Origin of the sequence: Pedobacter sp. UBA5917 (assembly GCF_002432345.1) — a bacterium.
Lineage (GTDB): Bacteria > Bacteroidota > Bacteroidia > Sphingobacteriales > Sphingobacteriaceae > Pedobacter.
Genome location: NZ_DJDT01000051.1, coordinates 1 through 24689, shown reverse-complemented (window position 1 = coordinate 24689; position 24689 = coordinate 1). Strand labels below are relative to the sequence as shown.

Sequence of the window (24689 nt, the reverse complement as noted above, 5' to 3'; positions counted from 1 at the left end):
GAATGATTGAATGGAGATGGGGAAATATGAAAGTAACATTCGCTCATTCAAAATTCAATCCTTCAATAATTAAAACTTATGCACGAGATTGAGCCTTATTACCAATGGAGAGATGATTATATTTCGGCAGAAGACGAACGTTCGCCGTTTTACAATACCGAATATTCGGAGCTCTATTTCGATAAGCAGATTTATAACTTTTTATTGCACCCGCAGTGGGATGAGTTTGGTTCGAATACGCTTTACCTAAAGGTGTTATATGTCGATTACGACCGTAGTTATGCCATTATTGAATTTATTGGCGAATGGAATGATGCCATTAACAACGATATTATGTTGCTAAAGCGTGATATTTTGGAGCTGATGATGGATGAAGGCATCAATAAGTTTATCCTGATCGGCGAAAATGTATTGAATTTCCATGCTTCTGACGATAGTTATTACGAAGAATGGTTTCAGGAAGTAGAAGATGGCTGGATTGTTGGGGTAAACTTTCAGGAACATGTAATTGCCGAATTTAGGGACAATAACATCGATTATTACATTAACTTTGGAGGTGCTTTCGATAATTTGCCCTGGCGCACATTAAAACCCCTTCAGTTCTTTAAAAAAGTTGAAGAACTGTTGACAAAAAGATTAAACTAAATATTTATTTTTATATAGTTAAATACACAAAATTTAAAATGGAACAACAAAATTTCGAATATCAAAAGAATAGTGTTTTTGTACAGGAAAACGCTGTTTCTAAAAAATTCTTTGCAAACGTTTTTTTATGGATGTTTGTTGCCTTGAGTTTATCAACTGTAGCTGCTTATCTTTTTGGAACAAATGAGCAGTTTATGCAATATCTTTTAACCATTAATCCATCGACAGGCAAAGTGGGTATGTCGATTTTTGGATATATCGCTATGTTTGCCCCGCTTGGATTGGTTTTACTGATGAGCTTTGGTCTGAGTAAACTTTCTTATCCTGCTCTGATAGGGGTTTTTGTGCTTTACTCGGTATTAACAGGTGTAAGTTTAAGCTTTATCCTATTGGCTTATACTTCTGGTTCGGTAGTAAGCTGTTTTGCAGGTGCTGCCGGTATTTTCGGTATTATGGCAGTTATGGGATATACTACCAATATCGATTTAAGTAAATTCGGTCCAATTTTAATGGTTGGCGTAATCGGATTAGTAATTGCAAGCGTGGTTAACATGTTTATCCAAAGTGAGCAGTTCAGTTTGTTTATGGCATTTATCGGTATTGCAATCTTTACTGCTTTAACTGCTTATGATGTTCAGAAAATCAAACAGATTGGCCAGGGGATCGAAGCAAGTGGAGAACAGGTACTTCAGGTAGAATCAAAAAAGATGGCAATTGTTGCGGCACTGCGTTTATATCTTGATTTCCTTAATATCTTCTTGTTCTTGTTACGCATTTTCGGTAACAGAAGATAAGATCAAAAAACAGAACAATATTTTAAAGGCTGTGCAGAATTGCATGGCCTTTGTAATTTTATTTGGTGCCAAAGCGATAATTTTTGGAATTGATGTAGCTTTGTTGCATTTTTGTGTGCTTATTAAGAAAGACGGAGGGATTAGACCCAACGAAGTCTTAGCAACCTGTAACCTACAAGGTGCTAAATTCTATTCTGCAAATAGCGGAAACAGATAAGTTTAGGATTACGATTCACGTACCAACTTTTTAAATAAGCCTTTTCGAGACTTGAGACTATAGATTTGAGATTTGAGACGTTGTGTCTAATCTACTCCCATATCTACCATCTCATATCTCAAATCTTACAACAACAAATGGGTATAAGAGAAGAATTAGAGAAACGTATTTTGGTGATTGATGGTGCAATGGGTACCATGATTCAGCGATATACCTTAACCGAAGAAGATTTTAGGGGAGAGCGCTTTAAGGACCATCCCTGTGATGTAAAAGGCAATAACGATTTGCTCAACATCACACGTCCGGATATTATAAAAACAATACACCTGGAGTATATGGCGGCCGGTGCCGATATCATCGAAACCAATACTTTCAGTACGCAGCGCATTTCCATGGCCGATTACCAGATGGAAGACCTTTCGTACGAAATGAGTTTCGAAGGAGCGCGTGTGGCAAAAGAAGCAGCAGAAGAGTTTATGGCGGCAAACCCCGATCGTAAATGTTTTGTTGCCGGTGCCATTGGTCCAACCAACCGTACCCTCTCTATGTCGCCAAATGTAAACGACCCTGGTTTTAGGGCAGTATATTTCGACGAACTCGAAGAAGCTTATTACGAGCAGGTGCGTGGCTTGGTAGATGGAGGTTCGGATGTATTATTGATTGAAACCATTTTTGATACCTTAAATGCGAAAGTGGCTATTGTAGCCATTAAAAAATATGAAGAGGTAATTGGGCGTAAACTCGAAATTATGATTTCGGGTACCATTACCGATGCCTCTGGCAGAACACTTTCTGGCCAAACGGCCGAAGCTTTCTTAAACTCGGTAATGCATGCCAAACCCTTAAGTATCGGTTTTAACTGTGCTTTGGGAGCTAAGGAGATGCGTCCACACATCGAAGAATTGGCTGCAAAAGCTGGTTGTTACGTGTCGGCCTATCCTAATGCCGGTTTACCGAATGAGTTTGGCGCTTATGATGAACAACCGCACGAAACTGCTCATTTGGTTGATGATTTTATCACTTCAGGTTTTGTTAATATTGTTGGTGGTTGCTGCGGTACCACTCCGGAGCACATTGGCTGTATTGCCAAGAATGCTAAAAAAGCAGAACCAAGAAAGATTCCTGTTTTGGAACCGTATATGCGTTTAAGCGGACTGGAGCCTGTAACCATTACCCCTGAAAGTATTTTCGTAAACATTGGCGAAAGAACAAATATTACCGGTTCACCAAAATTCTCTAAACTTATTTTGGGCGGCGATTATGAAGCTGCTTTAGCTGTTGCCTTGCAACAAGTGGAAGGTGGTGCGCAGGTAATTGATGTGAACATGGACGAGGGGATGTTGGATTCGGAGGCAGCTATGACCAAGTTCTTAAACCTCATTGCTTCAGAACCCGATATTGCCAAACTGCCTATCATGGTCGATTCATCAAAATGGTCGGTTATTGAAAATGGTTTAAAATGTTTGCAGGGAAAAGGAATTGTAAACTCGATCTCTCTAAAAGAAGGCGAAGAAAAATTCCGCGATAGCGCCCGTAAAATTATGCAGTATGGTGCTGCAGTTGTGGTAATGGCCTTTGATGAACAGGGCCAGGCCGATAATTACGAACGCAGAAAAGAAATCTGTAAAAGGAGCTATGATATTTTAGTGGATGAAATCGGTTTCCCACCTGAGGATATCATTTTCGACCCGAATATTTTAACTGTGGCAACCGGTTTGGAAGAGCACAACAACTATGCAGTCGATTTTATAAATGCTACCCGCTGGATCAAGGAAAACCTGCCATATGCCAAGGTAAGTGGAGGGGTTTCTAACATATCTTTCTCTTTCAGGGGAAACAATACCGTACGCGAAGCCATGCACTCCGCATTTCTTTATCATGCCATACATGCGGGCTTGGATATGGGAATTGTAAATGCAGGGATGTTAGAGGTTTATCAGGAAATTCCACCCGAACTGTTAGAAAGGGTAGAAGATGTACTCTTAAACCGCAGAGAAGATGCCACTGAGCGATTGGTAGAATATGCCGATACCGTAAAATCAAAAGGCAAAGAAGTTGTAAAAGACGAAGAATGGCGTAAAGGAACCGTAGAAGAAAGATTATCGCATTCGCTGGTAAAGGGTCTTGTAGAGTACCTCGATGATGATGTGGAAGAAGCCCGTCAAAAATATGCCCGTCCGATACAGGTGATCGAAGGTCCGCTGATGGACGGGATGAACATTGTAGGTGATTTGTTCGGAGCCGGAAAAATGTTCCTGCCACAAGTAGTAAAATCGGCAAGAGTAATGAAAAAAGCCGTAGCCTATCTTTTACCTTTCATCGAACAGGAAAAACTGGATAATCCCGATCAGGATCAGAATTCTTCAGCTGGAAAGGTATTAATGGCTACTGTTAAGGGCGATGTACACGATATCGGAAAAAATATTGTGGGTGTGGTATTGGCCTGTAATAACTTCGAAATTATAGATATGGGCGTGATGGTGCCTGCGCAGGAAATCATCAAAAAAGCCAAAGAAGTTAATGCTGATATCATCGGATTAAGTGGTTTGATAACACCTTCACTTGATGAAATGGTCCATTTTGCCAAAGAAATGGAGCGCGAAGGTTTTACCATTCCTTTAATTATCGGTGGGGCTACTACTTCGAGGATCCATGCGGCGGTAAAAGTAGCGCCAAATTACTCCGGCCCAGCTATCCATGTGTTAGATGCTTCGAGAAGTGTTACCGTGTGCAGTACCTTGATGAACCCTGAAACTAAAGACGAATATGTAGCAGGCATCAGGGCCGAATACGACAAAGCACGTGAAGCGCATTTAAACAAACGTTCCGATAAACGTTTCAAAACATTGGAACAGGCACGTGAAAATAAATTTAAAATAGATTTTGAACCTAACCTGCCAGTGCCCGAATTTACAGGTACAAGGGTTTTTGATAATTATCCTTTAGAAGAACTGGTTCCTTACATCGATTGGACCCCATTTTTCCATACCTGGGAACTCCGTGGCAGTTATCCGAAAATTTTCGATGATAAAAATGTAGGTGATGAGGCCAAAAAACTTTTTAACGATGCACAGGTGTTGTTAAAACGTATTCTCGATGAGAAATTATTAACCGCAAGGGCCGTAATTGGTTTCTGGCCGGCAAATTCGGTAGAAGACGATATTGTTTTGGAAGTCCGGAGTCCGGAGTCCGAAGTCGGAAGTCGACCGGTCGACTCAGGACTAAAGACTGAAGACTCAAGACAAGTAACCATTCACACTCTCCGCCAACAGGCAGAAAAAGTAGATGGGCAACCTTACTACGCCTTATCTGATTTTATCGCACCAAAGAAAAGTGGAATCCAGGATTATTTTGGCGGCTTTGCTTTAACTGCGGGTATTGGGATTGATGAACTTGTAAATGAGTTCGAAGCCAATTACGACGATTACAACAGCATTATGGCTAAAGCATTGGCCGATCGTTTGGCAGAAGCTTTTGCTGAGCGCATGCACGAACGCGTGCGTAAAGAATATTGGGGGTATGCACAGGATGAAAATCTCACCAATCAGGAACTGATCAAGGAGGAATATGCGGGTATACGTCCAGCACCGGGATATCCGGCCTGTCCGGAACACACCGAAAAAGGAACCTTATTCGAATTGCTCGATGCTGAAAATAAAATCGGGTTGCATTTAACCGAAAGTTATGCCATGTATCCAACAGCGGCGGTAAGCGGTTTTTATTTCGCACATCCTGATTCGAGGTATTTTGGCCTTGGAAAAATTACCAAAGATCAGATTGAAGATTATGCCATCAGAAAAGGTATGTCGATTGAAGAAGTAGAGCGCTGGTTGAGTCCGAATTTAGCTTATTAATGCCTTCACTTTGTCATCCTGAGTATAACAAAGGATCTTTAGATAGAGAAAATATATTTTATTTTGCAGTCGATAAAAGAACTGCTGCCATGTTAAAATCCGATAGCGATCGGATCAGCATGACAACCAAACCAGGTTATGAAAATTACAGACCATATAAAAAACGCAAAGGGTAAAACCTTATTCTCTTTTGAATTATTACCACCTGTAAAAGGGCAGAGCATCCAATGGATTTACGACGCCATCGAACCTCTTTTGGAGTTCAATCCTCCTTTTATCGATGTAACTTCGCTCCGCGAAGATTACATTTATAAAGAGCAGGCAAATGGTTTGCTGCAAAAGGTATCGTACCGCAAGCGTCCGGGTACCATTGCTATATGTGCTGCCATTATCCATAAATACAAGGTTGATGCGGTTCCACATCTCATCTGTGGTGGTTTTACCAAAGAAGAAACCGAAAATGCGCTGATCGATCTGCAGTTTTTGGGCATTGATAATGTGCTGGCGCTTCGCGGTGATGCCCGTAAAGCAGATGGGAATTTCGTTCCAACTCCAGGCGGACATTGTTATGCGACGGATTTAATCGAGCATATTAAAAACCATAACGAAGGTAAATTCCTGCACGAAGACGTAGAAACCTTTAAAAGCGATTTCTGTATCGGTGTGGCCGGCTATCCCGAAAAACATTTTGAAGCGCCTAACATGAGTACCGATTTCAAATACCTGAAGAAAAAGGTAGATGCTGGTGCTGAGTTTATCGTAACGCAGATGTTCTTTGATAACCAAAAGTATTTTGATTTTGTAAAGAAATGCAGGGAAAACGATATCAATATTCCGATTATCCCGGGATTGAAGCCAATTAGTACCTTGTCTCAGCTAAATGTGCTGCCTAAGATATTTCATATTGATTTACCGGATGAATTGACCGATGCATTATCTCACGCCAAAAATAACAATGAGGCAAAAGAAATCGGTACCGAAGCCATGATTAAACAATGTAAGGAGCTGATTGATTTTGGTGCCCCTGTACTGCATTTTTATACCATGGGCCGTCCCGAACAGACCAAAAAGATTGCGAAAGCTATTTTCTAGAATTGTTTCGGTGAACTTCCCGTTAACTGTACCTGTGGCGATTGGGTGGGTTTAAGCGTTAATGTGGCCTGGTTTGAATCATTGCCCTCGGCATCCTGAAATTTGTAACTGATTGTCGTTGGTTGGGTCCTAAAATTAGGTTCGGGGGTGAAAGTAATTTTTCCATCGGTACCAACCTGCCAGGTGCCTTCGTTATTGATGATCAATTTTTTACCTCCATCGGTAACAGCAGCTGAAACAATTACGACTGTTGTAGCAACAGGATTATCCCCTGTATTATCATTGCTGAGCACAGTAATCATTCTTGAAATACCAGGTGTATAGCAATCCAGATCGTTTTGGGCAACTGGCTTAATATCCAAAATAGCAGGTGTTGTATAAACATCAGCGCATACGTTACTGCTATTCCGTATCAATAACCGATAAAAATAACCATTCATGGTTTTGGGTACGGCATTTACATTTAAAGTATTGGTTGTAGTGCCACTATAACGTGTACCATTAGTTACATTTGTCCAATTGATTTTATTATCGGTACTTACCTGCCACTGGTAAATCAAGGTGCCTGCGGTGGTGTTTGCATTGGCTGTATAACTGGTATTGCTGCCGGCATCTATCAATTTATCAGTTGGTGCACTGTTAATGTTTGCCTGCCGGTTAACTGTAATTACATTGGTATAAAACGTACTGGTATAACTAGCGCCGATTACTTTTCCTGTTGCATCAACAGTTCTGCTGGCCTGTGGCCCATATCTGTCATCATTGCCCGACGCATTGGTACGATTGTAATATTCGTTACTATCGGAACATCCGTCATTGTCACTATCGGTATCTTCTAAATCTGGTATGCCATCACCGTCAGTATCAGGACAGTTTAAGGTATGTAAAGTGATGTCATCAAGGGCAAAATCGTTGCCGGAAAAGCTTGTCGAGATATTTACCACTTCAATCCTATATTTTGTACCGGTAGTAGTATTTACAGTGGCAGTGGTTTCGTGCCAGTCATCCCTGGTGATTTTTGAGCCTTCAGCTTTTTGCGTTGGGTATAAATCCCCACTTTGGATCGTTGTTATCAGGGTATTGGTCGTTTCATTATAAAATCTCATCTCCATACTAACCGGATCAGAATAACCTATCTGCGTAAGGGCATTAATGGCAAAAAAAGATAAACGATAAGCGGTATTGGGTTGTAAGGTTAAACTTTGCTGATATAGAACTGCAGGAGACAAGGATCCATTTACTGCCAAAAAAGCATCAGTATCATCTCCGGTAGTATGGCCATAAAAATTTTGCCAAACCGAGTTGGAAGAATGGATATTATCACTCCAAAGATGGCTGGTTACTACATACCTGGCTGCAGGGAATAATGAATTAGTCCCCCTGCCACCATATGCGTATGATTGTGTGATAGGAGTTTGTAAATCCCTTGTTCTCTGCGCTAAAGTAATCGCGCCAAAAGTGCCATTAAACTCTGCTGTGTTAAGTGGGGGGCATTCTATTATATCGGCTATACCATCATTGTCGTCGTCCAGATCCTGTTCATTAGCTATTCCATCGCCATCTGTATCGATCCATGCAGGGCTAAAGCTTGATGAAAAAATCACATATATCAATAGCAATACTATTTTTTTCATGTAATGTATAGGTACAAGAAGTGTTAACTGAAAAATAATAATCACACCAAGTTGTTAGTGCTGCCGATTTTTAAAAATTGAATATTCTTTCCGGTCCAGGGCGACCGTTTTTAAAAATCACTTAAAATTATAAATTAAATTTTAGATTCAAGCTATTTTTAAATACATTCGTGTATTAGATTTTCTAAATGCTCTATTATGAATGGAAATCTGATTGTCCCATGTTTTTGCAGTAATTCTACCCTTTATTGGTAACTATCCCAAGCTGCACATATTTAATGATTTATTATTTTATACAATTATTATGGGCAAAAACGCTACAAAAAAATCTTGTTTGGGATTATTGATGATTATCGGACTTATTTCAAATGCCAATGGGCAGCAGGTAACCGATGCAAATGTAAAACGCTTCTGCGACGGGGAAACGGTTTCCTATAGCGATGCTTCTGCAACAATACCATCGGGGTACACCCCGAGGTTATATTACAGTAGCACCAAAATAAGTGCACCCGACGATCCGGCCACGGCAGTTGGGGCAACTATGGCGTCACTCACGGGTACAACCATAAATAATCCAAAAACAGGTTACTATTATTTAAAAGGTGTGCCTACAGATGCATCATTATGCGAAACCCCTTACCAGGAAATCGCGATCTATATTTTTAAACCGCTCAGTATCGATTTCGTAGCTAAAAACTACTGTAATACCAGTACGCCTGCCGCCCAGGTAGCTACGCCCACCGCTACTGATGCCTATACTACTTATGGCTATCAGTGGTACAGGTTGGATGGATCGGGCAACGAGATTAAATTAACTTCTCCGTCAGCTTCTACAAAAGATTATACGCCAGTAACAGCCGATGGCCTTGTTATCGGGCAAAATAAACTCCGTGTAAAAGTGGGTTATTTTATACCTGGTGTGGGGCATTATTGTGTTACAAGTAAAGATCATGATATCACAATTAACGCCACACCAAATTCACCTGGTGTAACAGTTACCGGTGCGCAGGCAGCAACGCTTTAATTAAAATGGTTTCGATTGCTGGTAATGGGTATAAAGTCTTACATCCCTGTTTGTTTTATCCTGCTTTTTATTTTCTCAGAAAAAGCGAAGGGACAGTCGAGCCAACACGCGCAGAAATATATACTCAAAAGAGGTGCTGTTGCTATTTTGCATGCTGATGCGGCTGAATCGGAAAAATTAACCTGGTACAAAAACGATATTTTGTTGCCTGGCGAATCTGCAACCACCTTGTCGGTTAGGGAAACAGGGATCTATAAAGTAATTGCCGAAAATGCTACTGGATGTCCATCCCCGCCTACAATCGTAGAAATAATCGGAGAGCAAAGTTTGCCAGCCGATGTTGCAATTGTAAAACGTTCCGAAACACGTGAAATATTGAGTAACCAGGTTTTTAGCTATTACCTAAATGTACGTAACAACGGAACCAGTAATGCCACTAATTTAAATATTGTAGACCGGCTGCCCGATAACTTAACTTTCGAAGGTATAATTATCCCAAGTGAGGGCCAGGTAAACTATGACGCAACGTTGCACCAGATTACATGGCAGATACCTTTGATGCCTGTGGCCTATTTTGCAGAATTGGAGATAAGGGTAAAAGCCAAACAGCCTGGTTTCATTAGCAATACGGCAACCATATCAGCAACAGAGTTTGATCCTAAATTAAGCAACAATACCTCAACCGATAATAAACAGATTTCGGCACTACATGTACACAATGTTTTTACGCCGAATGGGGATGGTAAAAATGATACTTTCTTTATCGATAACCTGAATAGTTTTGAATTTAACGAACTCACCGTAATTAATCGTTACGGTAGTACGGTTTACCAGGAAAAGGACTATAAGAACAATTGGGAAGGGAGCGGATTGAGTGATGGGACCTATTTTTATATCATACGTGTAAGAAATGGAACGTCGGCCTGGGTAGAACTGAATGGCTATGTTACCTTATTAAAATAATACATGGTTATGGGATGTAAATTTTTTTTCCTGCCTTTATTTTTACTTAGTCACCTTGCAGTATTGGCACAACAGGATGCCCAGTTTGGTCAGTATTTATTTAATGGGTTGCACATTAACCCTGCTTATGCTGGCTACAAAGAAGAACTATATCTTCAAGCATTTGCACGCGCGCAGTGGATAGGCGTACGCGGCGCGCCACAAACTTTATCGATCTCGGCAGATGAAGCTATTAAAGATGAAAGCATTGGTTTGGGACTCATCATAGGTAAAGATAAAATTGGAGCGCAGAGAAGCCTGATAGCTACAGGGAATTTGGCCTACCGGATAAAACTCGACCGGACGGAGACCAATGTATTAGCTTTCGGTATTGGATTAGGAGTGAAGCAGTTGGGCCTTGATGGAAATCTGCTCGATCCGCATGATCTGGGAGATAACAGGATCCCCACCGGGAATGTGAGTCAGATCACCCCAGAGTTTAGGGCCGGGATCTTTTATTCGAACGAAAAATATTTTGCAGGTTTTTCTGCTACCAACCTCATCGCTAGATCCATAGCCATTTTATCCGATTACAATACACTCAGCATTACCCCACAAACGCATTTGTATTTAACCGCCGGGATGCTATTGCCTATAAATGATTACATTCTTTTTAGACCTACTTTTTTGCTTAAAGATGATATCCGTGGGCCTACTTCGCTGGATTTAAATACCTTTTTCCTTTTTAACGAACGTTTTTGGATAGGTTCAGCATATCGAAGCTCTGTTAAACTTTATCCTAAAAATAACCTGCAGAAAAATCTGCCAAATGCCTCAACAGTAGGTATTATAACCGAGTATTTTACAAAAAGCAATCTCCGTATTGGTTATGGTTACGATTTTACCTTAAATAAACTGCAGCGATACGATTACGGTTCGCACGAAATATCATTGGGATATTATTTTACAACGAAAAAAAGCCGTAGACCAAAATGTTATTTTTAAAAATTATACATTGCATCTTTATAATTTCAGATGCAGTATATGAATAATTTAGATACCGATTTACAACAACTCGATGCCATATTAACAGCGGTTAAACTACAGGGAGCCGATTATTTAAACCATATTAGGGAGCGATCCACAGCCAGTTCGGCAGAGGTAGAAGTTATGCGCGATTTAATTGACGAGGGTATTGGGGCCGTTGAAGCATTGGAGCAATTTAACAAGCGTTTCGAACCCATTATGGTGGCTTCTTCAGGGCCAAGGTATTGGGGTTTTGTAACCGGCGGAACCACACCTGCGGCCATTGCCGGCGATTGGTTATCTACCATATACGATCAGAATACGCAGAGTGCAAAAGGGAATGGCGATGTTTCGGCCCTTATCGAGTTAGAGACCATTCAATTACTGCTTTCGTTATTTAATTTGCCGAAAAATTATTTTGGTGGTTTCGTAACCGGCGCAACACTATCCAATTTTACTTGTTTGGCCGTAGCCAGACAATGGATTGGAAAGCAATCGGGCAAAGATTTCGCAAGAGAAGGCCTGTCGGAAACAGTAAAGGTGTTGTCGGCTACACCGCATTCATCAGCAATAAAATCCCTGTCGATGTTGGGTTTGGGCAGTGGCAATGTAATTCAGGTAAATGTATTAACTGGCAACCGCGAGGCATTGGATGTTACCGATCTCGAACTTAAGATACAGGCACTAAATGGCGAACCATTTATTTTAATCTCCAGCGCCGGAACAGTAAATACAGTAGATTTTGATGATTTTGAAGCCATAAACCTATTAAAAGAGAAATACAATTTCTGGTGGCACATTGATGCAGCATTTGGTGGTTTTGCAGCTTGTTCGCCAAAATACAATCACCTGGTTAAAGGCTGGGATAATGCAGACAGCATCACCGTCGATTGCCATAAATGGTTAAATGTACCTTATGAGAGTGCTGTATTTTTTGTAAAGGAGCAACACCAGTTGTTACAGGTAGAAACCTTTCAGAATTCGAATGCGGCCTATCTGGGCAACCCGATGGAGAATTTCAGTTACTTAAATTTTCTTCCCGAAAATTCACGTCGCTTAAAGGCTTTACCTGCATGGTTTACGCTCACCAGTTATGGCAAACAGGGGTATCAGGAAATTGTAGAGCGTAATGTTGAAACAGCTTTACAGTTTGCCGATTTTATAAACGAAAATCCAAATTTCGAATTATTGGCCCCTGTACGTTTAAATACGGTGTGTTTTTCGTTAACAGATGAAAGTTTGGTTACAACATTCCTCAATAAACTTAATGCAAGCGGGAAAGTATTTATGACACCTACTTTTTATAATGGAAAGAAGGGCATCCGGGCAGCTTTCGTTAATTGGAGAACTACTATTGCAGATGTTGAAGTGGCTACGGCTACCATGACAGAAATTCTTACAGAACTTTAACCATAATTTTGTTGTTTTAAAAGCATAGAACTTATATTTGCAATAATGAAGTTTTATGCTTTTAAATATGTATTAATTGCCTGCATAGCGGTAACTTTTTTCGTAAAAGTGAGCCATGTGCTTTCGTATTTAAGCTATTCGGCCGATAATGTTGAGCTCTTATCAGTTAATGATGATGCAACAGAAAAGGAAGAAAAAAAAGTTGAAACTGAATATGCAGTATATCAGGTTGTATTTCACGATGCTGTTTATTTTCCGCTTCAAACTTCAAAAAAAATAATCATCCCCGATCATTCCTTTCAATCGGCGTACTTTCCTGAAGTTTTAACGCCGCCACCTTCCGTTTAAACATATTCCTTGATTAAAAAACTATTCTACGAAAGTGGAATCAATATTCTATTTAAAAAAAAATATAAATTAATAAGATATGAAACGAGCAATTTCATTTGTGGTGTTATTAATCGCTGCTTCTTTAAAAATAAGTGCACAGGAAGTTGTGCAGAACAACGTAAAACCTGTAGAAAATGCCCTGGGCCAGGTTACCAAACTGCAGCCTGTAAGTTTTAATTACGATAAAACCTGGGCCGAAAAATTAAAATTACCAGCAAGGCCGCAATATGGTTTTGTAGGTGCTGATGCCAAAACTGCCGTTCCGGAAATTGTTTCCGTACAGGCCAAAGATTATCCGGCAGGTAAAAATACATTTAAAAGTGCTACCATCACCAAGGTTGACTATGAAAATTTAGTGCCGCTTTTGGTTGCCAGCATAAAAGAGCAGCAACAACAGATCGAAGAGCTAAAACGCGAGCTGAAAGCATTAAAATCGCAAAGCGCTAAATAATACAAGAGGATTTAGTGCATGTACTCTTAAAAATACCGTCATTTCAAGCGAAGTGCAACGCAGCCGAGAAATCTGTCTTGAGATAGATCTCTCCGCTCCACTGCGTTTCGGTCGAGATGACGGTACTTTTAATATTTTTGTCAATGTGATTCAGCCAAAACAACGATCATTTTATTATCCCCTCAACAAATAACTTTTAAACCCTTCAAAATCTACGCTTAGTTGATCAGCTTGTTTAGGTTTGCTTTCCAAAGTTTTTACCTGCTCAGGAATTTCTATTTTAGCCGCAATTTCTGTTGGAAAAATATCCGGAAATTTACAGGCATGTGCCGTTGATAGAAAAACTGCTGCACTTTCATCAGCAGGGTTTTCATTTCTGTATTTTTTAGCCGCTAAGTAAGCGATTGCCGTATGCGGACAGGCCACATAGTTTAATTTGCTATCGATTTCTTTAATACCTTCCAAAGTTTCGTCATCGGTAAAGCGGTAAGCCGTAACTACTTTTTTAATGGCTTCAGTATCCTGGTTAAATAAATCCATAATCCGAACCCAGTTACTTGGCGCACCAACATCCATGGCGTTGGAATAGGTTTGTGTTGATGGTTTGGTTTCATAAATGCCACTTTCTAAAAAGCGCGGAACCGTATCGTTTACATTGGTTGCTGCAATAAACTGTTTAACTGGTAAGCCTAATTTATAAGCCAGTAAACCTGCGCCTATATTTCCGAAGTTTCCGCTGGGTACCGAAAATACAACATCGCTTAAACCTTGCCTTTTCAATTGCGCATAAGTATTGAAATAGTAAAATGTTTGCGGAATTAAACGCGATATATTGATCGAATTGGCGGATGTTAAACGGAACTTCGCATTAAGTTCGTCATCTGCAAAAGCTTGTTTAACCAATGCCTGGCAGTCGTCAAAAGTACCTTTTACTTCAATTGCCCTGATGTTCTGCCCATTGGTGGTTAACTGCAGTTCCTGTATCGGGCTTACTTTACCCTCTGGATATAATATGGTTACGCGAGTATTGGGTACACCTAAAAAGCCCAAAGCTACAGCACCACCGGTATCGCCCGAAGTAGCCACTAAAACATCTAACAACTGTTCGCCGTCTTTTAAGAAATAGGCCATTACCCGGCTCATAAAGCGGGCACCAAAATCTTTAAAAGCTAATGACGGGCCATGGAATAATTCCAGAACGAAGGTTTTATCATCTAATTTTACTGCAGGAGCTTCAAAATTAATGGCCTCATCAATTAAAGCCTTTAAATCTTCGGCCGGAATTTCGTCTTTTAATAAGGTTGAGGCCACCTTGTAAGCAATTTCTTGTAAAGAATAGTGCTCAATATTCTGTATAAAATCAGCATCAAGCTGCGGGATTTCGACAGGCATATATAGGCCTTTATCCTGCGGCATGCTGTTAAAAACGGCTTCTTTAAAAGAAACACGTAAAGTTTTATTGTTGGTTGAATATAGTTTCATTGTTTGATGAGGTATAATGGAAGATGTGAGATGGAAAATGGGGTTACATCATCCATCTTACATTTTCCATCGTTATATAATTTTCGGTCCTTCCGCATTTACCGGAGAAACAAAGGCTTTGCTGTTAATATTTATTTTGTGTAAATGTTGTTGTTGTGCTTTGGTAATTGTTTTTGCTGTTTCTGCGTCTTTTGTTAAAGCGAAAACAGACGGGCCAGAACCTGAAATTCCGAAACCAATGGCGCCGTTATCCATAGCCAGTTTCCTCATTTCCTCAAAACCCGGGATCAGGATCGAACGTGTAGGTTCTACCAGAACATCTTTCATGCTGCGGCCAATCAGGTCGAAATCATTCATGAACAATCCGCTTACTAAACCTGCAACATTTCCCCATTGGGTTACCGCATCTTTTAAAGCAACTTTACTGCGGATCATCTGGCGTGCGTCCTTTGTTGGTACATCCACTTCGGGATAAACAATGGCAGCATACATCCCGGCTGGCGTTGGCAACGAAATTACATCGAGTGGTTCGTAACTTCTGATCAGCACAAAGCCGCCCAATAGGGCAGGAGCAACATTATCAGCATGACCATAACCACAGGCCAGCTCTTCACCTTTCATTGCAAAAGGTACAAGTTCAGTAGCGGTCAATAAATCACCCATTAGTTTGTTAATGGCAAACAAACCCGCAACTGTACTGGCCGAGCTCGATCCCAAACCACTGCCAATGGGCATTTTTTTATGCAGTTCAATTTCTACGCCCACATCTAAACGGTTAATGTGCTGCAGGTAATGCTGTACACTGGCACTAACCGTATTTTTGGCGGCATCTAAAGGCAAGCGGCCATCATCGCCTGTAATTCTTTTGATTACCACTCCGGGCGTATCGGTAAACCGCATTTCTACTTCATCGCCTGGCTCGTTTACGGCGAAGCCAAGCACATCGAAACCACAAACTACGTTTGCAACGGTTGCCGGAGCGAAAACTTTTATACTATTTTTCATTATTAATTGGCTTAGCTATTGTTAAGCGGTTATTTGGTTTAAATGATATTTTAAATGCACCACATAATCTTCAATAAAATAGGAGAGTGTGTGCAGCGCTGTTTGACCCTTTCCGGTATCACAGTTGTTTTGGAGCTTTTCTTCCGGAATGTTCTCAATTACACGGCTGATCTGGTAGTTCATTAACTTCCAAAGCGTTTTAACCTCAGTAATATCAGTTTCCTGATAATTTTGATAAAGTACCCATTCATCCTGATGATAAACAATTTTGACTCCCTGTTCATATTGGCCAACAATTAAACGGCGGATGTTATTCGATGCGCTATCAATCAAATGACCCAATAATTCCTTTTTGGACCATTTCGAAGGCACTGGCTTGTCATTCCATGCTTCTTCTGTGATGCTTTCAAAATCAATCATGGCCTGATTAACCAGGCTTAGAATTTCATTTTTCTGCGCTATAACCGGATTCATCAGATTAGTTGTTTAAAGTCCCTACGTTAATGATATCGGCAAAAACACCGGCAGCAGTAACTTCGGCACCTGCGCCTGGACCTTTTACTACCAGCGGACGCGATTTATAACGATCGGTGGTAAAGGAAATAATGTTGTCGCTTCCCGAAAGCATATAAAAAGGATGACTGTCATCAACCATTTGAAGGCTGATTTCTACATTGCCATCTTCTAGCTTACCGATGTAACGCAAAACTTTTCCATCATTGGCAGCTGTATTTTTCAGGTTTTCGAAGTAAGCCGCATTGGCTTTAAGTTCCGAATAAAAATCTTCTACCGTTGCGGCATTTAAACAGGCTTCAGGCAGAATGTTGTCGATTTTTACATCACTGGCTTCTAATGGATAACCTGCATCGCGGGCAAGGATCAGCATTTTACGCATAAAGTCCTTTCCGTTCAGATCGTCACGCGGATCAGGTTCTGTGTAACCCAGTTCCTGCGCTTCCTTTACCGTTTCGTAAAAACCGGCTTCACCTTTAAAGTTATTGAAGATATAAGAAATGGTTCCAGATAAGATGGCTTCGATACGTGCTACCTTGTCGCCGCTCATCATCAGCTCGCGTAGCGTACGGATAATTGGTAAACCTGCTCCAACATTTGTTTCGTAATAAAAGTCGACACCGAATTTACGGGCGGTGTCTTTAAAAGATTTATACTGTGCATAATCGGCAGAGTTTCCTTTTTTATTACAAGTTACCACAGAAATACTGCTTTCGAATATGCCCTGATAAAAGGCTATTGGCGATTCGGCCGCAGTATTATCTACAAAAACACAGTTTGGCAGGTTCAAAGCTTTCATTTTGGCAACAAAACCGGCTAAATCAGCCTGTTCGGCATTTGCATCCAGTTCGGTCTCCCAGTTTTCGAGCGATAAACCATCGGCATTAAAGATCATTTTACGTGTATTGCTGATCCCGGTAACCTTTACCTGCAAATCGTTGTTGGCTGCCAAAAATGGCATCTGCTCTTTCAGTTGGTTAAATAAGGTTTTGCCAATATTTCCTGTACCCAAACAGAATACATTTAATGTTCTTTTCAGGTCGGTAAAAAAGGCATCGTGTACCGCATTAACGGCTTTTGATAAATCATCTTTACTGATGATTACCGAGATATTATATTCTGACGAACCTTGTGCAATGGCCCTCACGTTGATACCATTACGGCCTAATGCGTTGAACAAACGACCGCTCATGCCTGGGGTGCGTTTCATGTTTTCGCCTACTATGGCCAAAACTGCCAGGTTATTTTCAACTTCTGGTAATTCTAGTTTTTTTGCATCCAGCTCCAGCTCGAATTCTTTTTTGATCAAAGCAATCGCCTGTGAGGCATCTGTTGGTTTAACCGCAAAAGTAATGCTGTGCTCTGATGAAGACTGTGTAATCAGCACTACATTGATCTGCTCGCGCGATAGAAGCGAAAATAACCTTCCGCTAAAACCTGCTTTACCAACCATGCCGCTGCCGGTTAAATTGATGATGCTGATATGATCGATAGAAGAAATCCCTTTTATTGGTAAACTTGATGGTTTCACATCACTTTTGATATAGGTCCCACCGAAATCAGGCTCAAAAGTGTTTTTGATCACGATCGGGATTTTTTTCATAAAAGCCGGGATCATGGTTGGCGGATAAATTACCTTCGCACCAAAATAACTCAGTTCCATGGCTTCGGTATAGCTTAATTCAGGTAAAGAGAAAGCTTTTTTCACAATCCGTGGATCAGCAGTCATCATACCGTTTACATCCGTCCAGATTTCTATTTCTTCAGCATTTAAGGCTGCGCCCCAAACCGCTGCAGTATAATCAGAACCACCGCGCCCCAGGGTGGTAACCCTGCCGGCTGCATTACTGGCAATAAAACCGGTTACAAAAAGTACCTTATCTTTATTTTCCTGGTAAAAATTATTGATCAGCATTTCGGTGAGCTCGGTATCAACCCTTGCCTGACCGAAATTGCTATCGGTTTTAATCAGATCCGATCCATTTACGAAAAGCGCATTGCCCAAACTTTGCGAAGCAATATGGCTGATCATAAAAGTAGAGCAACGCTCGCCATAACTGATAATCTGATCTTTAGTCTGTAAGCTTAGCTCACGTAGATTGGTTACCGCTTGCAATAGGTCTTCCAGTTCGTTAAAAAAGATCTTTAAACGTGTAAACACCGGGTTTTGTGCAGCGGCTGGCAACAAGGTACGGATTACAGCAAAATGTTTTGCCTCGATTTCTTTTAAATGCGCATCGTAATCTTCGCCCCGTTCGGCCTTTTCGGCCATATCGGTTAGCAAATTGGTTACACCGCTCATTGCCGATAATACAACTACCGGGCTGTTCTTCTGTTTTTCTTCGCCAACCAGGCGTAAGAGGGTTTTAATGTTCTCGGCCGAACCTACGGATGTGCCGCCGAATTTGAGTACTTTCATTTTTTATATTGGGTTTAACTGTTTGTTGCTATACCGATCTGTGGTTTAAAATGCTCGTTTGTACAGGTTTCATTCAGCATGGGTTAAAAAAAAAGCGTCCCGATTTTCATCGGAACGCTTTCTGTGTTTTATGTTTTTTCAACTCACAACAAATTAGTTCCGCTGGTTTATACCGGTGGTAATAATAATCGTTGTAATAATTGAAGTGTTAAATTTCATCTTGTCTTCGTGTACTTTGTACACCGTAAAATAGGAGATTATTTTTTTAAAATGCAAATGTTTTTTCAATTTTATTTCGAAATTTATACTAAAACGTTTAAGTAGATGAAATAACCGCATTTAATCATTCCCCTCCTTTGGAGGGATGTCCGCAGGACGGGGTGGTTAAAGGCGCTCTATCCTAGAAATTAATCACTAAATAGCTATCCGTTATAAAATCTACAGAAATAAGTTTGTTTTGTTTAAAAGTGTTACATAAGATGATATCGACTACTTTCATATTTGATTGTTAATTCATATTCCAACGTTATACCAATGATAAAAAATAATTAAATAAGGTATAAAGTACGTTTAAGCAAAAGGCAATGCTGCCCAAAATTATCACCGTTAGATATTTTCTTTTGAAAAATAAGGCAAAAGCTACGATGTTTACCAACAACAGAACAGTACTGATGTATATAAAAGGTTTAGCTACTTCATAAAAAATACTGCTAGGAATAAAATCGCTAACCAACTGCATTTTTACCTGTATGATTGGAATGATTTTCCAGATTAAAAGAAATAATAAAATGGTTAAAAAAATGATGGATAATTTTTTTTGGCTGTTGTTTTTAACTTTATCCTGATTTAAGTGTTCAGGTATAACATAGCCAGGTACATCAAACTCAATATCGTTACCGTTAACAACGATTAATTTCCTTTCGTAATCCAAATAATTTTCGGGGGTTAACATAACCTCTTTACCCAAACAGACCGAAACATCTTTTAAATAACTTACCAGCCTGTTATGATCCTCAATCGAGTTAATTTCTAAAGGAGTAATGTCATTTTCGATTTCATCACCTCCAAAAAAATGGCACTTAATAAGAATACCCTCCAGGTGTATAGTAACGCCACTTAATAAATCTGACTTGCCATTCCAATAATCAAAAACAGTACTTTTATCAATCTGGCTTTCCGTTTCACCCGATTGGCCATTATAAAACGCTACTTTATAACCGGTGTTTATAAGATCTATCCATTTCTCCCAATCTTCGATATTTGTATTTTTAACATATATATCCCTTAATGAACCATCAATATAGTATATCTTTTTTCTAAGTGTCTCCCAGTTCATTTTTGATCATTTGCTGGATAAAAGTATAAATCTTTAATTCATTCCTAAATGACATGTTGATCCTTTATTGTCATTAGTAAAGATTTTTGCAGTATTAAAACCCTATCTCTCAAAAATTTAATTGCACTAAAACCATTTACCGGATTTTACTTAGTGTATATTTTTAATTTTTTTTATGTTTAAAAATACGCAATAATACACTGATAATAAGGTGTTTACATCATGGTGTATTTGCTACAATATGTAAAAAATTACGTTTTAAAACTCGTTTTTGTGCGGGATAAGTCTTTACCTTTGCTCTACTAACTAACTTATTGTTATGAGCAAAAAGAAACTGCAAGCGCCAGATTTAGGCTATTTAAATCTCGGCGGGAACATTGCTGTAAAGTACCAATTGTCTCCGAAAGAGTTAATTGATGAAGCCTTATTAAATAATGAAGGTACCATGGCCGCGTCGGGTGCGCTGGCTATTGATACCGGGAAATTTACCGGACGTTCGCCCAAAGACAGGTTTATCGTGTGCGACGATGTAACCGAAGACCAGGTTTGGTGGGGAGATGTGAACATCAAAATCAGTCCAGAAAAATTTGACCAGTTATATGGTAAGCTCACCGGTTATCTTGGCGACAGAACAATTTATGTACGCGACTCTTCAGCATGTGCTGATCCTGATTATTCGATTTCCATCCGGGTAATTACAGAAACGGCTTACCAGAATCTTTTTGCTCATCATTTATTTATCCGTCCAGAGGAAGATAATTTAGGTGGTGCGCCAGAATGGACCATTATCGCAGCACCAGGTTTCCTTGCAGATCCTGCTGTTGATGGAACCCGTCAGCAAAATTTCTCTGTGATCAACTTTACCAAAAAAATGATCCTGATCGGTGGTACAGGTTATACCGGCGAAATTAAAAAAGGAATCTTTTCGGTATTAAATTTTATCCTGCCTGTATATAAGAATACACTTTCTATGCACTGTTCGGCCAATGTGGGCAAAGATGGCGATACAGCAATATTCTTTGGTTTATCCGGAACCGGTAAAACCACTTTATCTGCCGATCCCGAAAGAGGTTTGATCGGCGATGACGAACATGGCTGGGGCAACGATTCGGTATTTAACTTCGAAGGGGGCTGTTATGCAAAGTGTGTGGATTTAACCGAAGAAAAAGAGCCACAGATTTTTAAGGCCATTAAATTTGGAGCCTTACTGGAAAATACCAACTTTTTTCCTGGTACCAGGGATGTTGATTATACCAATATTGCCAAAACGGAGAATACACGGGTTGCCTATCCTATAAATTATATTGATAATGCAATTATACCTTCAATTGCAGGTGTTCCGAAAAATATCTTTTTCCTAACTGCTGATGCGTTTGGCGTGCTGCCTCCAATTTCTAAACTGAATGTAGAACAGGCCATGTTCCATTTTATGAGCGGTTACACTGCAAAAGTTGCCGGAACGGAAGCTGGCGTTACCGAACCGCAGTTAACTTTTTCGGCCTGCTTTGGTAAAGCTTTCCTACCGCTGCATCCTTCTAAATACGCGGCTTTGTTGGGCGAAAAAATGAAAAAGCACGAAGTAAACGTATGGTTGGTAAATACCGGATGGAGTGGGGGACCCTATGGTGTAGGCAAAAGGATGAAATTGGGTTATACACGTGCTATGATTAAGGCTGCTTTGAACGGTAGTTTAAACCATAACCATTATAAGCAGCATCATGTATTTAAATTAATGATGCCGTTAAATTGTGAAGGTGTTCCGAGTGATATTTTAGATCCTTCTAAAACATGGGATAATCAGGAAGAATATTTTTTAAAGGCTTATCAACTGGCCGATGCCTTCGAAGAGAATTTTAAGCAGTTCGAACTGACAAAAGTGTCAAAAAGCAGACACGAAGCGTTAAAATTATGTTAAATGTGCTTTAAAATGCATTTTTTGAGCAAAAAATTTGCAATTCGATTTTTTTTTAGTTTTTATTGTGAAAGAATTGCCTCGGCTGGGGCAATTTTTTTGTTATACACCCATGGTGGTTTACCGAAACTAAATTCTAAGTAACGATTTAATTGCTTATTGATTTATTAATTTGTAATTTAAAATCAATTTATAAATTTGTTTTTCGCAACAATTTCGGATAAGAAACGTTGTGTGTATTACAATAAGAAAAAACAGCTAAAAATTAAAAACAAGAACTAAAACTAAAATTTCAAAAAAAATGGCAAACGCACCAAAACCAACAACTGTTAAAAAAGAGAGCTCTTCTAGTGCTTCAAATGTATTTGCAACATTCGTTATTCCAATCTGTATCGTTATTGGATTCTGTGTTTGGAGATTCGTATTCGGAGAAGGAAGTAACTTTATCGATGGTGACAGAGAAAAATTACCATTACCTGGTAACTATCTTGGAACAGCATACAAAGGAGGCCCTATCGTAGCGATCTTGGTTGGATTACTATTGGTAGTAATTGTATTCTCTATCGAGCGTTTCATCGTTATTGGTAAAGCAAGTGGAAAATCAAGCTTAGATACTTTCATCCGTAAAGTACAAGGCTTATTAAGCGCAGGAAACATCGAAGCTGCAAAAGCTGAGTGTGACAAACAACAAGGTTCAGTTGCTAACGTAATTAAATCTGGTTTGAAAAAATATAGCGAAGTTGAAGCTGATACCAACATGGATGTTGAGCAATCAATCGTTGCCATCCAAAAAGAGGTTGAAGAAGCTACAGCTTTAGAAATGCCAATGTTGGAGCAAAACTTAACTGTAATTGCAACTTTGGTATCAATCGGTACATTGGTAGGTTTATTGGGTACAGTAACAGGTATGATCCGTGCATTCGCCGGTTTAGCAAACTCTGGTGCTCCAGATCAGTCGGCATTAGCGGTAGGTATCTCTGAGGCACTTATCAACACAGCAACTGGTATCTTGGTATCTACTGTGGCAATTATCATGTACAACGTATTAACTTCTAAAATCGACAAGTTAACTTACGCAATCGATGAGGCTGGTTTCAGCATCGTTCAAACATACGCTAGTTCGCATAAATAAGAATTTTGAAAAAATTTTTACCGGCTTTATGGAAAACCGGAAAAAAGATCATCATTATTAAAAACTAGTAAAAATATTATGCCTAGAATTAAAGTTAAAAGAACAAGTACAGTAACAGATATGACCGCCATGTGTGATGTGGCATCATTGTTACTTACTTTCTTCATCTTAACTGCTACAGCAAGGCAACCAGAACCACTAGCCGTTTCTACACCTTCATCTACATATGAGTTTAAGGTACCGGTAGAAAACAACGCGATTTTAACCATCGGGCAGGGGAAAGTTTTCTTCGAAGTAGCAGGTACGAAAGTAAGAGCGAAAACATTAGAGCTAATGGGCGAACAGTACAAAATATCGTTCACTCCATTAGAAATACAACGCTTTTCAAACATAGGAAGTTTCGGTGTTCCGATCCAGAGCTTAAAATCACTTATTGCCTTAAATGGTGGCGACCGTATGAAGCCAGGAGTTCAGCCTGGGATACCTTCAGACTCGACCGACAACCAGTTAAACTCATGGGTATTAAATGCCCGTAAAGCAACTAAGGAGATTAATAATCAGGATATGCGTATCAGTATCAAAGGTGATGCTAAAGAAGAGTATCCGGTAGTTAAAAAGATTATTGATGTACTTCAGAAACAAAGTGTAAACAAATTTTTATTGGTTACCAACTCTGAAGCTAAAAAGAAATAAGAAATGGCAGAATTAAACACGGGCGGGAAGAAGGCCACGCCAAGGGTTGATATGACCCCGATGGTGGATCTAATGTTTCTTTTAGTAACATTCTTTATCTTAACTACAGTAATCTCTACGCCACAAGCGATGGATATTGCAAAACCGGATAAAAACGAAAAGTTACCTGAAAACAGATTAGAGCTGAAAGCAAGTAAAACAATGACCATCTTATTGGGTAAAAACAATAAAGTTGCATGGTACATGGGAGTAGCTGGCGCAAGCGCACCAACAATCGAATCAGCATCACAAATCGAAGGCGTTATTGCCAAGAACAGAAAAACAGCTGATGCTTCAGGTGTAGCAGGCGACTTTGTTGTCCTTGTAAAACCAACATCAGGTTCTACCTTTCAGAACTTTGTTGATATCATGGATGAGTTGGAAATTCTTAAAGTAAAGGTTCGTCAGATTGATGATGATAACATCCTTGACAATGAGAAGCAGTTCATGAAAGAAAGTGGAATTTTATAATCAGTAAAACCAATAGTTATGTCGAAGTTAGATATATTCAGAAAAGAATGGCTTGAAGTGGTTTTTGCAGATAAAAACAAAAATTACGGTGCGTACCAATTGCGTAAAACCAATGGTGCCAACACTACCAAAGCCTTAATTATTGGATCTATTATCTTCCTTGTATTATTTTTCTCTCCTAAAATCTACAGCCTTATCAAAGGTTCAA

Annotated in this window: 20 protein-coding genes, 1 pseudogene and 1 riboswitch; of the genes and pseudogenes, 15 read left to right on the top strand and 6 right to left on the bottom strand. The window is 39.7% G+C overall.

The genetic code is table 11. The annotated features are described in order from the left end of the window. The first annotated feature begins 78 nt into the window (after positions 1 to 78). The 4 genes from B2V92_RS03420 (at position 79) to metF (ending at position 6602) form a co-directional block, all read left to right on the top strand. Positions 79 to 645 (top strand): hypothetical protein, encoded by a 567-nt coding sequence (locus tag B2V92_RS03420; RefSeq protein ID WP_293304840.1) that lies wholly within the window; start codon positions 79 to 81, stop codon positions 643 to 645. A 38-nt stretch (positions 646 to 683) separates the two neighbouring features. Next, positions 684 to 1439, top strand: coding sequence for a Bax inhibitor-1/YccA family protein (locus tag B2V92_RS03415; RefSeq protein ID WP_293304839.1), 756 nt, complete (start codon positions 684 to 686; stop codon positions 1437 to 1439). 116 nt (positions 1440 to 1555) lie between these two features. Further along, a riboswitch (SAM riboswitch) is annotated at positions 1556 to 1659 on the top strand. 134 nt (positions 1660 to 1793) lie between these two features. Continuing rightward, positions 1794 to 5510, top strand: coding sequence for a methionine synthase (gene metH, locus B2V92_RS03410; protein ID WP_293304838.1), 3717 nt, complete (start codon positions 1794 to 1796; stop codon positions 5508 to 5510). A 138-nt stretch (positions 5511 to 5648) separates the two neighbouring features. Next, entirely contained in the window at positions 5649 to 6602 is a 954-nt protein-coding gene (metF, locus tag B2V92_RS03405) for a methylenetetrahydrofolate reductase [NAD(P)H] (protein WP_113949902.1), read from the top strand. Here metF and B2V92_RS03400 read toward each other — a convergent pair. Beyond that, the gene (locus tag B2V92_RS03400; protein ID WP_293304837.1) at positions 6599 to 8236 is read right to left on the bottom strand and encodes a hypothetical protein; all 1638 of its coding nucleotides are present in this window, start codon (positions 8234 to 8236) and stop codon (positions 6599 to 6601) included. The two genes, metF and B2V92_RS03400, sit on opposite strands and share 4 nt — an antisense overlap. A 304-nt stretch (positions 8237 to 8540) precedes the next feature. Between B2V92_RS03400 and B2V92_RS03395 the strand changes: the two genes are divergently transcribed. The 6 genes from B2V92_RS03395 (at position 8541) to B2V92_RS03370 (ending at position 13479) form a co-directional block, all read left to right on the top strand. Beyond that, the gene (locus tag B2V92_RS03395) at positions 8541 to 9260 is read left to right on the top strand and encodes a hypothetical protein (protein WP_293304836.1); all 720 of its coding nucleotides are present in this window, start codon (positions 8541 to 8543) and stop codon (positions 9258 to 9260) included. 24 nt (positions 9261 to 9284) lie between these two features. Further along, the gene (locus tag B2V92_RS03390; protein ID WP_293304835.1) at positions 9285 to 10223 is read left to right on the top strand and encodes a gliding motility-associated C-terminal domain-containing protein; all 939 of its coding nucleotides are present in this window, start codon (positions 9285 to 9287) and stop codon (positions 10221 to 10223) included. A gap of 9 nt (positions 10224 to 10232) precedes the next feature. After that, a complete protein-coding gene (locus B2V92_RS03385; protein ID WP_293304834.1) occupies positions 10233 to 11207 on the top strand; it encodes a PorP/SprF family type IX secretion system membrane protein in 975 nt (324 codons plus the stop codon). A gap of 39 nt (positions 11208 to 11246) precedes the next feature. Further along, the gene (locus B2V92_RS03380; protein WP_293304833.1) at positions 11247 to 12638 is read left to right on the top strand and encodes a pyridoxal phosphate-dependent decarboxylase family protein; all 1392 of its coding nucleotides are present in this window, start codon (positions 11247 to 11249) and stop codon (positions 12636 to 12638) included. A 45-nt stretch (positions 12639 to 12683) separates the two neighbouring features. Continuing rightward, positions 12684 to 12986, top strand: coding sequence for a hypothetical protein (locus B2V92_RS03375; RefSeq protein WP_293304832.1), 303 nt, complete (start codon positions 12684 to 12686; stop codon positions 12984 to 12986). 79 nt (positions 12987 to 13065) lie between these two features. Beyond that, positions 13066 to 13479, top strand: a complete 414-nt coding sequence (locus tag B2V92_RS03370) for a tail fiber domain-containing protein (protein WP_293304831.1) — start codon at positions 13066 to 13068, stop codon at positions 13477 to 13479. A gap of 174 nt (positions 13480 to 13653) precedes the next feature. Here the strand turns inward: B2V92_RS03370 and thrC are convergent, their stop codons facing one another. The 5 genes from thrC to B2V92_RS03345 all read right to left on the bottom strand — a co-directional run bounded on the left by thrC (position 13654) and on the right by B2V92_RS03345 (position 20234). Then, complete coding sequence (gene thrC, locus B2V92_RS03365; RefSeq protein ID WP_293304830.1) at positions 13654 to 14961, bottom strand: threonine synthase; 1308 nt, start codon at positions 14959 to 14961, stop codon at positions 13654 to 13656. 72 nt (positions 14962 to 15033) lie between these two features. Continuing rightward, complete coding sequence (locus tag B2V92_RS03360) at positions 15034 to 15966, bottom strand: homoserine kinase (protein WP_293304829.1); 933 nt, start codon at positions 15964 to 15966, stop codon at positions 15034 to 15036. A 21-nt stretch (positions 15967 to 15987) separates the two neighbouring features. Continuing rightward, entirely contained in the window at positions 15988 to 16440 is a 453-nt protein-coding gene (locus B2V92_RS03355; protein WP_293304828.1) for a DinB family protein, read from the bottom strand. Positions 16441 to 16444: 4 nt separating this feature from the next. Then, positions 16445 to 18898, bottom strand: coding sequence for a bifunctional aspartate kinase/homoserine dehydrogenase I (thrA, locus tag B2V92_RS03350; RefSeq protein ID WP_293304827.1), 2454 nt, complete (start codon positions 18896 to 18898; stop codon positions 16445 to 16447). Between the two features lie 526 nt (positions 18899 to 19424). After that, positions 19425 to 20234 (bottom strand): hypothetical protein, encoded by an 810-nt coding sequence (locus B2V92_RS03345; protein WP_293304826.1) that lies wholly within the window; start codon positions 20232 to 20234, stop codon positions 19425 to 19427. Positions 20235 to 20553: 319 nt separating this feature from the next. Here B2V92_RS03345 and pckA point away from each other — a divergent pair, with 319 nt between their 5' ends. From pckA to B2V92_RS03320, 5 genes and pseudogenes are all read left to right on the top strand, one after another. Further along, on the top strand, positions 20554 to 22149 hold the full coding sequence (pckA, locus tag B2V92_RS03340; RefSeq protein WP_293304825.1) for a phosphoenolpyruvate carboxykinase (ATP): 1596 nt from the start codon (positions 20554 to 20556) through the stop codon (positions 22147 to 22149). Between the two features lie 298 nt (positions 22150 to 22447). Further along, on the top strand, positions 22448 to 23278 hold the full coding sequence (locus B2V92_RS03335) for a MotA/TolQ/ExbB proton channel family protein (RefSeq protein WP_108197404.1): 831 nt from the start codon (positions 22448 to 22450) through the stop codon (positions 23276 to 23278). 78 nt (positions 23279 to 23356) lie between these two features. Further along, positions 23357 to 23971 (top strand): biopolymer transporter ExbD, encoded by a 615-nt coding sequence (locus tag B2V92_RS03330; protein ID WP_167296286.1) that lies wholly within the window; start codon positions 23357 to 23359, stop codon positions 23969 to 23971. A gap of 3 nt (positions 23972 to 23974) precedes the next feature. Beyond that, entirely contained in the window at positions 23975 to 24481 is a 507-nt protein-coding gene (locus B2V92_RS03325; protein ID WP_293304824.1) for an ExbD/TolR family protein, read from the top strand. Between the two features lie 18 nt (positions 24482 to 24499). Further along, positions 24500 to 24689 (top strand): annotated as a pseudogene (locus B2V92_RS03320) (energy transducer TonB); the annotation flags it as partial.

What these genes read in the sequence shown, in the direction of transcription:
- B2V92_RS03420 (WP_293304840.1), top strand. Translation starts at nt 79, where the DNA reads ATGCACGAGATTGAGCCTTATTACCAATGGAGAGATGATTATATTTCG.
- B2V92_RS03415 (WP_293304839.1), top strand. Translation starts at nt 684, where the DNA reads ATGGAACAACAAAATTTCGAATATCAAAAGAATAGTGTTTTTGTACAG.
- metH (WP_293304838.1), top strand. Translation starts at nt 1,794, where the DNA reads ATGGGTATAAGAGAAGAATTAGAGAAACGTATTTTGGTGATTGATGGT.
- metF (WP_113949902.1), top strand. Translation starts at nt 5,649, where the DNA reads ATGAAAATTACAGACCATATAAAAAACGCAAAGGGTAAAACCTTATTC.
- B2V92_RS03400 (WP_293304837.1), bottom strand. Translation starts at nt 8,236, where the DNA reads ATGAAAAAAATAGTATTGCTATTGATATATGTGATTTTTTCATCAAGC.
- B2V92_RS03395 (WP_293304836.1), top strand. Translation starts at nt 8,541, where the DNA reads ATGGGCAAAAACGCTACAAAAAAATCTTGTTTGGGATTATTGATGATT.
- B2V92_RS03390 (WP_293304835.1), top strand. Translation starts at nt 9,285, where the DNA reads ATGGGTATAAAGTCTTACATCCCTGTTTGTTTTATCCTGCTTTTTATT.
- B2V92_RS03385 (WP_293304834.1), top strand. Translation starts at nt 10,233, where the DNA reads ATGGGATGTAAATTTTTTTTCCTGCCTTTATTTTTACTTAGTCACCTT.
- B2V92_RS03380 (WP_293304833.1), top strand. Translation starts at nt 11,247, where the DNA reads ATGAATAATTTAGATACCGATTTACAACAACTCGATGCCATATTAACA.
- B2V92_RS03375 (WP_293304832.1), top strand. Translation starts at nt 12,684, where the DNA reads ATGAAGTTTTATGCTTTTAAATATGTATTAATTGCCTGCATAGCGGTA.
- B2V92_RS03370 (WP_293304831.1), top strand. Translation starts at nt 13,066, where the DNA reads ATGAAACGAGCAATTTCATTTGTGGTGTTATTAATCGCTGCTTCTTTA.
- thrC (WP_293304830.1), bottom strand. Translation starts at nt 14,961, where the DNA reads ATGAAACTATATTCAACCAACAATAAAACTTTACGTGTTTCTTTTAAA.
- B2V92_RS03360 (WP_293304829.1), bottom strand. Translation starts at nt 15,966, where the DNA reads ATGAAAAATAGTATAAAAGTTTTCGCTCCGGCAACCGTTGCAAACGTA.
- B2V92_RS03355 (WP_293304828.1), bottom strand. Translation starts at nt 16,440, where the DNA reads ATGAATCCGGTTATAGCGCAGAAAAATGAAATTCTAAGCCTGGTTAAT.
- thrA (WP_293304827.1), bottom strand. Translation starts at nt 18,898, where the DNA reads ATGAAAGTACTCAAATTCGGCGGCACATCCGTAGGTTCGGCCGAGAAC.
- B2V92_RS03345 (WP_293304826.1), bottom strand. Translation starts at nt 20,234, where the DNA reads ATGAACTGGGAGACACTTAGAAAAAAGATATACTATATTGATGGTTCA.
- pckA (WP_293304825.1), top strand. Translation starts at nt 20,554, where the DNA reads ATGAGCAAAAAGAAACTGCAAGCGCCAGATTTAGGCTATTTAAATCTC.
- B2V92_RS03335 (WP_108197404.1), top strand. Translation starts at nt 22,448, where the DNA reads ATGGCAAACGCACCAAAACCAACAACTGTTAAAAAAGAGAGCTCTTCT.
- B2V92_RS03330 (WP_167296286.1), top strand. Translation starts at nt 23,357, where the DNA reads ATGCCTAGAATTAAAGTTAAAAGAACAAGTACAGTAACAGATATGACC.
- B2V92_RS03325 (WP_293304824.1), top strand. Translation starts at nt 23,975, where the DNA reads ATGGCAGAATTAAACACGGGCGGGAAGAAGGCCACGCCAAGGGTTGAT.